This window comes from Rhodococcus sp. RDE2 (assembly GCF_020885655.1).
GTDB classification, from domain to species: domain Bacteria; phylum Actinomycetota; class Actinomycetes; order Mycobacteriales; family Mycobacteriaceae; genus Rhodococcus; species Rhodococcus pyridinivorans.
Map to the genome: position 1 here is coordinate 3,897,325 of NZ_AP025186.1, position 12,905 is coordinate 3,910,229.

At 67.8% G+C, this 12,905-nt stretch carries 14 protein-coding genes; 7 read left to right on the forward strand and 7 right to left on the reverse strand.

Annotated features, from left to right (window positions below; translation table 11 throughout):
* Positions 1 to 132 precede the first annotated feature (132 nt).
* Both LPH33_RS18045 and LPH33_RS18050 read right to left on the reverse strand, forming a co-directional pair.
* Positions 133 to 936, reverse strand: coding sequence for a glutamate racemase (locus tag LPH33_RS18045; protein WP_033096093.1), 804 nt, complete (start codon positions 934 to 936; stop codon positions 133 to 135).
* 68 nt (positions 937 to 1,004) lie between these two features.
* A complete protein-coding gene (locus tag LPH33_RS18050; RefSeq protein ID WP_145692573.1) occupies positions 1,005 to 2,210 on the reverse strand; it encodes an NAD(P)/FAD-dependent oxidoreductase in 1,206 nt (401 codons plus the stop codon).
* Between the two features lie 211 nt (positions 2,211 to 2,421).
* Between LPH33_RS18050 and LPH33_RS18055 the strand changes: the two genes are divergently transcribed.
* The 5 genes from LPH33_RS18055 to LPH33_RS18075 are packed head-to-tail and all read left to right on the forward strand — an operon-like array spanning position 2,422 to position 4,963.
* Positions 2,422 to 2,883, forward strand: a complete 462-nt coding sequence (locus LPH33_RS18055; RefSeq protein WP_026060889.1) for an Asp23/Gls24 family envelope stress response protein — start codon at positions 2,422 to 2,424, stop codon at positions 2,881 to 2,883.
* Entirely contained in the window at positions 2,880 to 3,191 is a 312-nt protein-coding gene (locus LPH33_RS18060) for a hypothetical protein (protein ID WP_160875233.1), read from the forward strand. Before LPH33_RS18055 ends, LPH33_RS18060 begins: the two co-directional genes overlap by 4 nt.
* On the forward strand, positions 3,188 to 3,382 hold the full coding sequence (locus tag LPH33_RS18065; protein ID WP_006552248.1) for a hypothetical protein: 195 nt from the start codon (positions 3,188 to 3,190) through the stop codon (positions 3,380 to 3,382). Before LPH33_RS18060 ends, LPH33_RS18065 begins: the two co-directional genes overlap by 4 nt.
* Positions 3,375 to 4,403, forward strand: a complete 1,029-nt coding sequence (locus tag LPH33_RS18070; RefSeq protein WP_160875235.1) for a DUF6286 domain-containing Asp23/Gls24 family envelope stress response protein — start codon at positions 3,375 to 3,377, stop codon at positions 4,401 to 4,403. The genes LPH33_RS18065 and LPH33_RS18070 overlap by 8 nt, the downstream gene beginning before the upstream one ends.
* On the forward strand, positions 4,400 to 4,963 hold the full coding sequence (locus LPH33_RS18075; RefSeq protein ID WP_059383288.1) for a hypothetical protein: 564 nt from the start codon (positions 4,400 to 4,402) through the stop codon (positions 4,961 to 4,963). The genes LPH33_RS18070 and LPH33_RS18075 overlap by 4 nt, the downstream gene beginning before the upstream one ends.
* Positions 4,964 to 4,984: 21 nt before the next feature.
* On the opposite strand, the gene LPH33_RS18080 is transcribed toward LPH33_RS18075, so the two are convergent.
* Positions 4,985 to 6,160, reverse strand: a complete 1,176-nt coding sequence (locus tag LPH33_RS18080) for an oxygenase MpaB family protein (protein WP_229565325.1) — start codon at positions 6,158 to 6,160, stop codon at positions 4,985 to 4,987.
* Between the two features lie 45 nt (positions 6,161 to 6,205).
* On the opposite strand from LPH33_RS18080, the gene LPH33_RS18085 reads away from it, so the two are divergent.
* The gene (locus LPH33_RS18085; RefSeq protein ID WP_088897093.1) at positions 6,206 to 6,838 is read left to right on the forward strand and encodes a TetR/AcrR family transcriptional regulator; all 633 of its coding nucleotides are present in this window, start codon (positions 6,206 to 6,208) and stop codon (positions 6,836 to 6,838) included.
* Positions 6,839 to 6,992: 154 nt separating this feature from the next.
* Positions 6,993 to 8,156 carry a serine hydrolase domain-containing protein gene (locus LPH33_RS18090; protein ID WP_026060887.1) on the forward strand — a complete coding sequence of 388 codons (1,164 nt, stop codon included), beginning with the start codon at positions 6,993 to 6,995 and terminating at the stop codon, positions 8,154 to 8,156.
* Between the two features lie 99 nt (positions 8,157 to 8,255).
* Here LPH33_RS18090 and tuf read toward each other — a convergent pair whose 3' ends face one another.
* The 4 genes from tuf to rpsL all read right to left on the reverse strand — a co-directional run bounded on the left by tuf (position 8,256) and on the right by rpsL (position 12,632).
* Positions 8,256 to 9,446, reverse strand: a complete 1,191-nt coding sequence (tuf, locus tag LPH33_RS18095; protein ID WP_016690893.1) for an elongation factor Tu — start codon at positions 9,444 to 9,446, stop codon at positions 8,256 to 8,258.
* Between the two features lie 92 nt (positions 9,447 to 9,538).
* Positions 9,539 to 11,641 (reverse strand): elongation factor G, encoded by a 2,103-nt coding sequence (gene fusA, locus LPH33_RS18100; protein WP_024101663.1) that lies wholly within the window; start codon positions 11,639 to 11,641, stop codon positions 9,539 to 9,541.
* A gap of 146 nt (positions 11,642 to 11,787) precedes the next feature.
* Positions 11,788 to 12,258, reverse strand: a complete 471-nt coding sequence (gene rpsG / locus LPH33_RS18105) for a 30S ribosomal protein S7 (RefSeq protein WP_016690891.1) — start codon at positions 12,256 to 12,258, stop codon at positions 11,788 to 11,790.
* A complete protein-coding gene (gene rpsL, locus LPH33_RS18110) occupies positions 12,258 to 12,632 on the reverse strand; it encodes a 30S ribosomal protein S12 (protein ID WP_006552258.1) in 375 nt (124 codons plus the stop codon). The genes rpsG and rpsL overlap by 1 nt, the downstream gene beginning before the upstream one ends.
* Positions 12,633 to 12,905: the final 273 nt, after the last annotated feature.

A 12,905-nucleotide genomic window follows, 5' to 3' on the forward strand; every position in this document is an offset into this window, starting at 1 on the left:
CGCGAGAAACGAACGGCGTGTCCCACGCGGAAACGAACGATGCGCCCCCGCGCGAATTGGTGAACACCCCTTCACCAACATACTTCGCTCGACGAAGTATTCCTCCGGCCACCCACCCGGCTGCTCGGACACTCAGAGGGAGGTGGCGTCCTCGACGTCCTCGTCGCGCATGTCACCGGGCGCCGCGAGCAGGGCGCGACCGGCGGCGAAGACCGTCGCTGCCGGCGGCAACTCTCCGGGCACACCGCTGCGGAAGACCTCGACACGGCCCGAACCCGAGGCGGGTCGCCCGAGCGCATCGATCCGGCGCAGCGTCTGCCGCGCGACGGCCTCGGCGCTGTCGAACAGGCGCACTCCGGCCGGCAGGTGTTCGGTGATGGTGTCGGCGACCAGCGGATAGTGGGTGCAGCCGAGAACCACACCCTGGACGTCCCGAGGGGTGCGCTCGGCCGCGGAGGCGACCGCTGCGGCGACAGCCACACGATCGCCCGCATCGATGGCGTCGGCGAGTCCGTGACACGCCACCCCGACGACCTCGGACCCGTTCGCGAACTGCTCGATCAGATTCGCCTGGTACCTGCTCGCGGTGGTCGCGGCGGTGGCCCAGATCGCCACCGAATCGCACGCCGCGGCCGCGGGCTTGACCGCCGGGACCGTGCCCACCACGGGCACCGACGGACCGAGATCGGCCCGGACGTGTTCGAGGGCGGTCACCGATGCGGTGTTGCACGGGAGCACGACCACCTCGGCGCCGCGGTCGACGGCGCGGCGAGCGGTGGTGACGACCCGGTCGATCACCCAGTCCGGTGACTTCGGTCCCCACGGGGCGCCGTCGGGATCCGTCGACAACATGAGGTCGAGATCGGGACGCAACCGTCGCAGCCACGCGGACGTCGGCAACAGCCCGAGACCCGAGTCGATGAGCGCAACGATCACCCTACGAATCTAGCGGGTCGCGCGTCGCCGGCCCGAGTGCGGTCGGTGCGGCGCGCAACCCCACTCCCCTAGACCGTCGCTGCGAGCAGCTCGTCGATCGGGGCACCCGCAGCGATCTTCGCGCGCGACTTCATGACCAGCGCGGGCAGGCCGCCACCCACGGCACCGACGAGCCTGCCGTCGCGCTCGTAGTACGCGAGGAACTTGCGGCCGTCGTCGCGCACGACGTGCACCGTGTCGTCGGCCGTGACCGCACCGAGGCCCTGGATCTTGATGTCGTACTGGTCGCTCCAGAAGTAGGGCACCTGCGCGGCCGCGCCGGCCTCGACGCCCATGATGGTCTTCGCGAGGACGGATGCCTGTTCGCCGGCGTTCGTCCAGTGCTCGATGCGCCTGCGTCCACCGGCCGGCACCTGCCAGGACGCGACGTCGCCGACCGCCCACACGTGCGGGGTGGAGGTGCGGCCCGTGCCGTCGCAGACGACTCCGTTCTCGATCTCGACGCCCGAGCCCTCGAGCCACTCGGTGGCCGGGATCGAACCGATACCGAGCACCACGAGATCGACGTCGATCTCGCTGCCGTCGCCGAGGAGGGCCGAGGTGACACGCTCGTCGCCGCGGATCTCCGACAGACCGACCCCGGCACGCACGTCGACACCCTCGGCGGTATGCAGGCGGGTGACGAGAGCACCGACCTCGGCACCGAGCACCGACGCGAGCGGGGTGGGCTGCGGTTCGACCAGCACGACCTCCACCTCGCGCGACCGCAGGCTCGCCGCGACCTCGCACCCGATGAATCCGGCGCCGACCACGAGCGCGCGGGTACCCGGGACGATCGCCTCACGCAGCGCGCGGCTGTCCTCGAGCGACCGCAGGACGTGGACTCCTGCCAGATCGGGCAGACCGGGGATGCGGCGGGGCCGCAGACCCGTAGCGACGACGAGTTCGTCGTAGCCGAGTTCGGTGCCGTCCGCGAGGGTGAGGGTGCGCGCCGCGGTGTCGACCGAGCGGGCCGCGGCACCGAGCTTCAGCTCGATGCGGTTCTCGTCGAAGAACTCGCTCGGACGGAGGGTCGTGTCGTCACGGTCGCCGCGCAGGACCTCCTTGGACAGGGGCGGGCGGTCGTAGGGCAGGTGCGTCTCGTCTCCGACGAGCACGAGTTCGCCCTCGTATCCGGCCCGGCGCAGCTCCTCGGCGGTACGCACCGCCGCCAGGCCGGCGCCCACGACGACGACACGCTCCGGCGTACTCTCGGTCTCCCGCTCGTTCGACACCCTCGCCCCATCCTTCGCTTCGTCTGTGACACGCATGCGCGTGCCGCACGGTAGTGATGCATCCCACCCTGCGTCCCACGTTCTTACCAAACGCCGACGACGGGCGACAGACCTACGTCGGCCGATAGAGTTCGAGGCACCGTGAGGACAATGGGATCCAGCACAGGATCGAGCACGGAACACGACCGGTACACCTACCTGGGAGCCCCTCATGACCAGCGACAGCGGCGCAGGTATCAGCCGCATACAGTTCGGCGCCGGAACCTCCTCCGGACCCGCCGACCCGCAGGGCCGCACGATCATCGCGGACGCGGTGGTGGCCAAGATCGCGGGGCTCGCGACCCGCGAGATCAGCGGCGTCATCGAGGTGGGCGCCGGCACCGCCCGCGTCGTGGGCGCACTGCGCGACCGCATCCCCGGTGCGCGCATCAACCACGGACAGGGTGTCGCCGTCGAGGTCGGCGAACGTCAGGCCGCGATCGACATCGGCATCGTCGCCGAATACGGCGTCGCGCTGCACGAACTCGCCGTCGCCATCCGGCACAACGTCATCGCCGCGGTCGAACGCATGACAGGACTCGAGGTCACCGAGGTCAACATCACGGTCTTCGACGTCATGCTCCACGAAGAGGCCGCGGCCCTCACCGACGACGCCAAACCCCGCGTGCAGTGAACCCCGGATCCGCAGCGCACGCGAGCGCGGCCGACCTGGTCGCGGACGCCGCGCTGTCCGTTCCCGGCGTCGTGGGTCTGCACCGCGGCGCATTCGGGGAGGTCGCCACCTACCTGCCCGGGCGACGCGTCGAAGGTGTGCGGCTGACCGATCGGCTGTGCGCGGTGCACATCGTCGTGCGGATCCCCGCCGATCTCCCGGCCGTCGCCGACGCCGTCCGCGTCCGGGTGTCCCCGCTGGTGGACGTGCCCGTCCAGGTGACGATCGAAGACGTCCACGCCGGTGAACGAGAAGGAGCCCCATCGTGAACCACACACCCGTCAGCAACACCGTCGTCGGACTCCTCGCGGGGCTGCTCCTGGCCCTCGCCGGCATCATCGGCGGGTTCAGCGGTCTGCTGTTCGCCGTGCTGCTCGGCGCGCTCGGTGCCGCGATCGGCGCCCACCGCGACGGCCACCTCGACCTCGGCGCCCTGCTGAGGAGTCGGGGCCGTGGCTGACCCCACCGCACCCGACGTCGGGACATCCGACGATGCCGCACCCGCGGAGACCGGTTCCGGGACCGGAGTCGTGCCGCCGGGCGAACGCGGCAGCCTCGTCGTCAAGGACCGCGCGATCGAACGCATCGCCGCGGCGGCCGCGCTCGGCGTCCCCGGTGTGGTGCGGCACAGCGGAGGCGGCATCCTGCGTCTCACCGGCCGCGACCTGCCCAGGGCCGACGTCACCACCGGAGCGACCGCCGTCGCGGTGAATCTCTACATCGCCGCCGAATGGCCGTACGACGCGGCGATGCTCACCCGCAGGGTCCACGACGCGGTCGAACGCCAGCTGCACGACCTGACGGGCATGCGGATCAGCGAACTCAACGTGCTCATCGTCGCGACCGCGCTCGTCGAGGACGGCGAGACCGACGAGGCTCAGCCACCCGTCGAGTACCTGGAATCCGACATCGTCGCGGCGCGGACCACCCCGCATCCCGACATCCCCACCGTCGCTCCCCTGCCGCCGCTGGCGCCGCCCGCGGCCGCACCCGCCGCCGCGATCGTCGCGATCGCGGCACTCGCCCTGTCGTTCGTCGCTGCCCGGGAATTGCTCATCGTCAACGGGACATACGGCGGCGCCCCGTGGCTGCGCAACTCCTTCGAGTGGTTCGGCCGCCTGCACTGGCACACCTGGCTCGCGCCGATCGCCGCGGTGTGCCTCGTCCTCGGAATCGTCCTGATCGTCGTCTCGCTCAAACCCCGTCGCCGGACGCATGTCCCACTGCAGGTCGCGGGACCGGTGCCGACGGTGTGGATGCGGCGCACCGACGTCGCACGCATGTGCAGCGCCCACGCATCCGCGCTCACCGGCGTGCGCACGGCCCGCACGGTCGTCGATCGTCGCCGTGCCGTGGTGCGTATCTCGATCGAGGACGAGACACCGATCGACGAGATCACCGCCTCCGTGCGCGGCGCGGTCGCCCCGAACCTCGCGGCGCTCGCCGACCCCGTCGAACTCGTGGTGGAGGTGGCGCGGTGAAACTTCGTACCGTGCTGGCGAATCGGCTCGTCACCTTCCTGACGGGCCTCGCGCTCGCCGGTGCCGGCGCATTCGCTCTCGCCTGGGTGTGGCAGGTTCCCGCCGCCCGCGAACAGCTCTCGCGTCTCGACCGCCCCCGCGTGACCGACATTCCGGACCAGTCGTGGTGGACGCCGGCCCTGTGGTCGGTCTTCGCGGGCGGACTCGTGCTCGGCATCGCGTTGCTCGCCGTCAACCTGTCGCGTCGGCGCACCTCGACCGTGCAGCTCTACGACCAGGTCACCGACGCCACTCTCGGTGTCGAACTCGGTCCCGTCGCCGACGGTGTGGCAGCCGAACTCGCCGCCCTACCCGGCGTGCGGGCCGTGCGCGGACGCGCCGTGGTCGAACGCCACCTGCCGACGCTCTCGGTGGTGGTGCACGCCGACCCGACCATCGACGTCACCGAACTGACGGAGGCCGCCGAGGATGCCGCCCAGCGGGTCGCGCGTGCTCTCGGTGGGGCGCACGTCGCGACGCAGGTCCTGGTACATCTCGACCCGGCCGTCGACGTCCACTGAGCCCACCCCGCCCGGGCCGGCTCAGCTTCGGGCCGCGTCCACGAGGTCGTGCTCGACGCGGTAGTCCACGCGCATCCGGTCCATCGCCACGTCGCGCACCTTGTACGCCCGCTGCGTGGTGCGTTCGCGGTCCGGGTAGCGGAGTTCCTGGACGCGGGTGACGAGCGCGAGCAGCGGCCCGACGCGTCCGAGGACGTGCTTGAGCGGACTGTCGGGGATGTGCAGGGCGTCGGCGTCGGCGTCGCCGATGAACACCCGCTGCAGCGAGTGCATCACCGTGCGGGCGACCGCCGTCCGGATCGGTGCGGTGCCCGGCAACAGGTTCGCCAGTTCCGGGACGAGATACTGCTCGGTCAGTGCGGTGACGAATTCCCGGTCCTCGTCGCTGGGGCCCGGCGAGGTGAGCCGGTAGAGGTCCTCGACCGCGATGTGGTCGCGTTCGGTACGCAGGCCCAGTTCCTCGCCCATCCCGATCACGTGCCCGACATATCGCCACAGGTGGTAGATGTCGTCGAGTTCGCGATCGGTGAAGCGCACCCCGAGGATCTGCATCGCCTCGACCGCGATGTGGCCGAACTCGGCCATCGTCAGCGCCATGTACGACTGCGGGATCGGCACGCCCCAGGCGTCCTCGTCCCACACTCCGCTCGCGAGGATGCCCTTGCGCACGTGGGCGTGGATCAGGCGCACCCGCACCGTGAATGCGAATCCGCCTCCGTCGCGTCGCATCCCACCGCGGGTGAGGACGTGCCGCAGCCACTCCCCGACCTCCACCGACCGCACGGCCGGCCGACTCACGTAGCGCCCCGTCAGCGCGAGAGGCTTTCCGGCGATGAAGTTTCCGGCACCGCGCAGGAGCGACGCGGCACCGAGCACCATGCCGAGGATCGGGGTGTGCCGGACGAGCGCATCGGCGGCGTTGTCGATGCGGTCGTGGTCGACCCAGGCGGGTTCGTCGTCGAGGAAGGCGAACAGGTCGCGCAGGGAGTCGGGTGCCCCGGGGACCGCGTCGACGCCGTCGGCGAGTGCGACCCGCACGGCGTCGGTCGCGGAGTTCGGACCGAAGTCGTCGTTCACCACGGCGTCGGCGAGGGGGTCCGCCTGCCACATGCCGTCGAGCCAGCGCTCACCGAGATCGGCGTATCGGCGCACCGCAAGGTCGGTGTTGACGAGATCACGTGGGATACGTCGCTCCATACATCCATGGAAACACGAGGAATCCTCACTTACTATTCACTTTTCATGAGCTCCCCGCGCGGTGACAGAACCGCAGGCAAAGCACCTCGGAAGCGACCTGTCCAGCAGCGGAGTCACGACACCCGCAAGTTGCTCCTCACCTCTGCCCACGAGTTGCTCGAGCGCAGCCCCACCGCGCGGATCAGTACCACGGCACTCGCCGAGCACGCCCACGTGAGCATCGGGACGGTCTACCGGTACTTTCCCGACGTCGACGCCGTGCTCGACGAACTCCGTATGACCGCCGTCCACGCGATCACCACCTCACTGTCCACCGCCATCGGACGGGCGATGGACCAGCAGCCGGCGGAGGCCATGGTGACGGTCGTGGAGAGTCTCACCGCCGCGTTCGAGAAACACGCTGCGGTACTCCGGGTGTCGTACACCTCGGAGGAGATCGAGTTCGGGCTCGCGTGGGCCGAGGTCGAAGGTCCGCTGCGGCCGCTGGGACGCATCATCCCGGCGCGGCTGCGACCCGATCTCGACGACGCAGCACTCGACGATCTCGTCTTCATCGTGATGGGAGCGACGGCGAGCCTGTGCTCGCGGATCGCCCTCCTACGTCCCCGGAGATCCGATCGGACGCAGATGGTTGCGATGACGGCGCGGATGCTCCTCGCCGCGATCGAGAGCGCCTGATCGAGAGAGCGCCGACCACACGGCGCGGTTGACAAGAGTACTTCACATACGGAGCGGTCGTTTTTCGACCCGAAAACAGACCCGATGTCCTGCCGAACGGCACATACTGATCACTGTCGTCCTCACACCGTCGTCTCGACCGGGGGAGAATGCCGTGCGCCGATTACCGATCGTGTTGTCCGCCGTGATGCTCACCGTCGTGGCCGCCTGCGGCAACGACACCGCCGAAGAATCACCGCCGGCCGCAACATCCGAGGCCACGGCTACGGATTCGACCGCCACCGGCGAGGCGCCCGCCGACGAGTTCCAGGACGTGCTCGACCGCATGCGCGAGGAGGTCGGTTTCCCCGGAGTCGTTGCGCGCGTGGTCACCCCGGACTACGAATGGACCGGTGCGTCCGGCACGATCGGTGCGGATCGATCGGAGGAGCCCGACCCCGACGATCACACCCGTATCGGCAGCATCACGAAGACGATGACGGTCACCGCTCTGCTGCAACTGGCGGAGGACGACGAACTGTCGCTCGAGGATCCGATCGGCCGCTATGTGCCGGGTCTGCCGAACGGGGACACCGCCACTCTGGGGCAACTGGCCTCGATGGTGAGCGGTATCCCCAGCTACACCTTCGACGAGGAATTCCAGCAGCGGCTCTTCGCCGATCCGGAGGCCCCGTGGACCCCGGACCAGCTCCTCGACTTCGTGCGCGGCGACGCACCGAACTTCGCTCCCGGCGAGCGGTTCGAGTACTCGAACACCAACTTCATCGCGCTCGGGCTGGTCGTCGAGCAGGTCTCCGGGCAGAGCCTGCACGAGTACTTCCGGGCGAACGTCTTCGAGCCCCTGGGCATGGCCGAGACCGTCATGCCCACCGACGCGGCGATCGCGTCACCGCACCTGTACGGGATCACCGAACAGGGACAGCCGGACGGGCAGACGGCCGATGCGACCGACTGGAACCCGTCGTGGGGATGGTCGGCCGGCGCGGTGATCTCCACGGTCGACGATCTCGAGTTGTGGGGCACGGCCCTCGGGACGGGCGAGGGCATCCTCTCCCCCGAGATGCAGCAGCTCCGTCTCGATTCGTTCCTGTTCGACATCCCCGGTGCGACCGACACCCGCGCCTACGGTCTCGGGCTCGGTATCGAGAACGGCTGGCTCGGCCACACGGGCGAGCTCCCCGGTTTCAACACCTACGTGGGATATCTGCCCGAACGGCAGGCTGTGGTCGTCGCTGCCGTGAACAGCGACATCCCGACCGCCGACGGGGAGGAACCGGTGACCCCCGTGGCGAACCAGCTGAAGGAGATCGTCGGCTGATCGCCGTGATCCCGAAACGCCGAACGGCGCCCACCCGAGGGTGGACGCCGTTCGAGCGTCAGTGAGGACTAGCTCACTTGATGATCCCGTAGACGGTGCCTACTTGATGATCTTCGTGACGCGACCGGCGCCGACGGTGCGGCCACCCTCGCGGATCGCGAAGCGGAGGCCCTCGTCCATGGCGACCGGCTGGATCAGCTTGACGGACATCTCGGTGTTGTCACCGGGCATGACCATCTCGGTGCCCTCGGGGAGGGTAACAACGCCCGTCACGTCCGTGGTACGGAAGTAGAACTGCGGACGGTAGTTGTTGAAGAACGGCGTGTGGCGGCCGCCCTCCTCCTTGTTGAGGATGTAGGCCTGGCCCTCGAACTCCGTGTGGGGAGTCGTGGTGCCCGGCTTGACGACGACCTGGCCGCGCTCGACGTCCTCGCGCTTGATGCCGCGGACGAGGAGACCGACGTTGTCGCCGGCCTGGCCCTGGTCGAGCAGCTTGCGGAACATCTCGATGCCGGTGACCGTGGTCTTGGTCGACTCGGGGCGGATGCCGACGATCTCGACCTCTTCGTTGACGTTGATCACGCCACGCTCGATACGGCCGGTGACGACGGTGCCACGACCCGTGATGGTGAAGACGTCCTCGACGGGCATGAGGAACGGCTTGTCGGTCTCACGGACCGGGTCCGGGATGGAGTCGTCGACGGCCTGCATGAGGTCGACGATCGACTGGACCCACTTCTCGTCACCCTCGAGAGCCTTGAGAGCGGAGATCGGGACGACCGGAGCGTTCTCGTCGAACTCCTGCGAAGCGAGGAGCTCGCGCACCTCCATCTCGACGAGCTCGAGGATTTCCTCGTCGTCGACCATGTCGGCCTTGTTCAGGGCGACGAGGATGTAGGGAACGCCGACCTGACGGGCGAGCAGCACGTGCTCACGCGTCTGGGGCATCGGGCCGTCGGTGGCGGCCACGACCAGGATCGCGCCGTCCATCTGGGCGGCACCGGTGATCATGTTCTTGATGTAGTCCGCGTGACCCGGGGCGTCGACGTGCGCGTAGTGGCGCTTGTCGGTCTGGTACTCGACGTGGGAGATGTTGATCGTGATACCACGAGCCTTCTCCTCAGGTGCCTTGTCGATCTGATCGAAAGCGAAGCTCTCGTTCAGGTCGGGGAACTTGTCGGCAAGCACCTTGGTGATCGCAGCCGTGGTGGTGGTCTTGCCGTGGTCGACGTGACCGATGGTGCCGATGTTCACGTGCGGCTTGGTCCGCTCGAACTTCGCCTTCGCCACTGGATGTCCTCCTGGACTGTTGTTGCTTGCTGTATGCAGCAGTGCGGTTTGTATTACTTGGTCGTGCAGGTGACCGAGGGATAACCCGGAGGCTACTCGCCGGTCGCCTTGGCGATGATTTCCTTCGCGACGTTCGAGGGAACCTCTGCGTAGGAATCGAACACCATGGAGAAGTTCGCACGACCCTGGGTCTTCGACCGCAGATCGCCGATGTAACCGAACATCTCCGAGAGCGGAACCAGCGCCTTCACGACACGGGCACCACTGCGTTCCTCCATGGCCTGGATCTGGCCACGGCGGGAGTTCAGGTCGCCGATCACTTCACCCATGTAGTCCTCGGGCGTGGTGACCTCGACCGCCATGAGGGGCTCGAGGATCACCGGGGCGGCCTTGCGGGCCGCTTCCTTCAGTGCCTGCGAGCCGGCGATCTTGAACGCCATTTCGGACGAGTCGACGTCGTGGTACGCACCGTCGATGAGGGTGACCTTCAGGTTCACCAGCGGGTAGCCGGCGAGCACGCCGTACTGCATGGCGTCCTGAGCACCCGCGTCGACCGACGGGATGTACTCGCGCGGGATGCGACCGCCGGTGACCTTGTTCTCGAACTCGTAGGTCGCGCCGTCCTCGCCGACGAACGGCGAGAGGCCGATGATGACCTTTGCGAACTGACCCGAGCCACCGGTCTGCTTCTTGTGCGTGAACTCGAGCTTCTCGACCGGCTTGGTGATCGTCTCGCGGTACGCGACCTGCGGCTTGCCGACGTTGGCCTCGACCTTGAACTCGCGCTTCATGCGGTCGACGAGGATGTCGAGGTGGAGCTCGCCCATACCGCCGATGACGGTCTGGCCGGTCTCGTCGTCGAGCTCGACCGAGAAGGTCGGGTCCTCTTCGGCGAGCTTCTGGATGGCCGTCGACAGCTTCTCCTGGTCGGCCTTCGACTTCGGCTCGATGGAGACCTGGATGACCGGGTCCGGGAAGGTCATCGACTCGAGGACGATCGGGGCGTCCTGCGCGCACAGGGTGTCGCCGGTCGTGGTGTCCTTCAGGCCGATCATCGCGTAGATGTGGCCCGCGACCGCCTCGTCGACCGGGTTCTCCTTGTTGGCGTGCATCTGGAACAGCTTGCCGACGCGCTCCTTCTTGCCCTTGGTCGAGTTGAGCACCTGGGTGCCCGAGTCGATCCGGCCGGAGTACACGCGGACGAAGGTCAGCTTGCCGAAGAAGGGGTGCGCAGCGATCTTGAAGGCGAGAGCCGAGAAGGGCTCCTCCTTCGAAGGCTTACGACGCAGTTCCTCTTCTTCGTTACCGACCTGATGGCCGATGACGTCGCCGATGTCGAGCGGGTTCGGCAGGTAGTCGATGACCGCGTCGAGCATGGGCTGGATGCCCTTGTTCTTGAAGGCGGAGCCGCACAGCACCGGGTAGAGCTCGGAGTTGACGGTCATCTTGCGGATGGCCGCCTTGATCTCGGCGACGGTGAGTTCCTCGCCGCCGAAGTACTTCTCCATGAGCTCTTCGTCGGACTCGGCGACCGTCTCGAGCAGCTTCTCGCGGTACTCGGCAGCCTTGTCGGCGAGGTCGGCCGGGATCTCCTCGACCGTGGCCTCGGTGCCGATGTCGGTGGTGCCACGCCAGGTGAGCGCCTTCATCTCGACGAGGTCGACGACGCCGTCGAAGGCATCCTCGGCACCGATGGGGAGCTGGAGGACCAGCGGCTTCGCGCCCAGGCGATCGATGATCGTCTGCACGGTGAAGTAGAAGTCCGCGCCCATCTTGTCCATCTTGTTGACGAAGCAGATGCGCGGAACGTCGTACTTGGCAGCCTGGCGCCAGACCTGCTCGGACTGGGGCTCGACGCCCTCCTTGCCGTCGAACACGGCGACTGCGCCGTCGAGGACGCGCAGCGACCGCTCGACCTCGACCGTGAAGTCGACGTGGCCGGGGGTGTCGATGATGTTGATCTGGTTCTTGTTCCAGAAACAGGTCACAGCAGCGGAGGTGATGGTGATACCACGCTCCTTCTCCTGCTCCATCCAGTCGGTGGTCGAGGCACCGTCGTGCGTCTCACCGATCTTGTAGTTGACACCGGTGTAGAAGAGGATGCGCTCGGTGGTGGTGGTCTTGCCGGCATCGATGTGCGCCATGATGCCGATGTTGCGGACCTTGTTCAGGTCGGTCAGCACTTCCTGTGCCACAGGTAACCCCGCTCGTAGCTCGTGTCGGTCCTTGGGTGCGGACCACATGTTCTTGTGTTGTCAGCCGGCCTTTACGGGACCGACACAGTTGTGCGAGCAGCCGACCGGGAGGTCCGTGATGACGGCATCTCCCGGTCGGCGACGACTCACCAGCGGTAGTGCGCGAACGCCTTGTTGGCTTCAGCCATCTTGTGCGTGTCCTCGCGGCGCTTCACGGATGCGCCGAGGCCGTTGCTCGCGTCGAGGAGCTCGTTGGCGAGCCGCTCGACCATGGTCTTCTCGCGACGCTGACGCGCGAACGTCACCAGCCAGCGCAGGGCGAGGGTGGTGGAACGACCGGGGCGAACCTCGACCGGCACCTGGTAGGTGGCACCACCGACGCGACGGCTGCGGACCTCGAGGGCGGGCTTGACGTTGTCGAGCGCGCGCTTGAGGGTGACGACCGGATCGGTGCCGGTCTTCTCGCGAGCCTGCTCGAGCGCCTGGTAGACGATGCGCTCGGCGGTGGACTTCTTGCCGTCCAGCAGGATCTTGTTGACCAGCTGGGTGACCAGCGGCGAACCGTAGACCGGATCGGCGATCAGCGGGCGCTTGGGAGCGGGACCTTTACGTGGCATCAGCCCTTCTCCTTCTTCGCTCCGTAGCGGCTGCGAGCCTGCTTGCGGTTCTTGACACCCTGGGTGTCGAGCGAGCCGCGGATGATCTTGTAGCGCACACCCGGGAGGTCCTTCACACGACCGCCACGCACGAGCACCATCGAGTGCTCCTGGAGGTTGTGGCCCTCACCCGGGATGTAGGCGGTGACCTCGACCTGGGAGGTCAGACGCACACGGGCGACCTTCCGGAGAGCCGAGTTCGGCTTCTTCGGGGTGGTGGTGTACACGCGAGTGCACACGCCGCGACGCTGGGGGCTGCCCTTGAGCGCCGCGCTCTTGACCTTGGCGGCCTTGTCGCGGCGGCCCTTGCGGACCAGCTGATTGATGGTTGGCATTAACCGGCTTTCTTCGTTGTCTGAAGCTGCTCACTTCGAGCAACCTCGGCTGTTCTGAAATTAGGGATCCATCGGTTGGGGCAAGAAAGCTGCTGCCCCGCACTCGCCCCTCGTGTGCACACGAGGTCGGGTGTGTCGCGTACCCCCACACAGGCAGCCGGGGGCTCGCTCCTGCAGAAATCCACAGACCGCGCGCACGGCACTACCTCGCATAGGCACACAGACCGGCCCGGGCATGCCGGACACGACCCACAACGATACCCGGCGGGCGCG

Coding starts and splice junctions, on each gene's coding strand:
- LPH33_RS18055 (WP_026060889.1), top strand. CDS start 2,422: ATGACCAGCGACAGCGGCGCAGGTATCAGCCGCATACAGTTCGGCGCC.
- LPH33_RS18085 (WP_088897093.1), top strand. CDS start 6,206: ATGAGCTCCCCGCGCGGTGACAGAACCGCAGGCAAAGCACCTCGGAAG.
- rpsL (WP_006552258.1), bottom strand. CDS start 12,632: ATGCCAACCATCAATCAGCTGGTCCGCAAGGGCCGCCGCGACAAGGCC.
- LPH33_RS18080 (WP_229565325.1), bottom strand. CDS start 6,160: ATGGAGCGACGTATCCCACGTGATCTCGTCAACACCGACCTTGCGGTG.
- rpsG (WP_016690891.1), bottom strand. CDS start 12,258: ATGCCACGTAAAGGTCCCGCTCCCAAGCGCCCGCTGATCGCCGATCCG.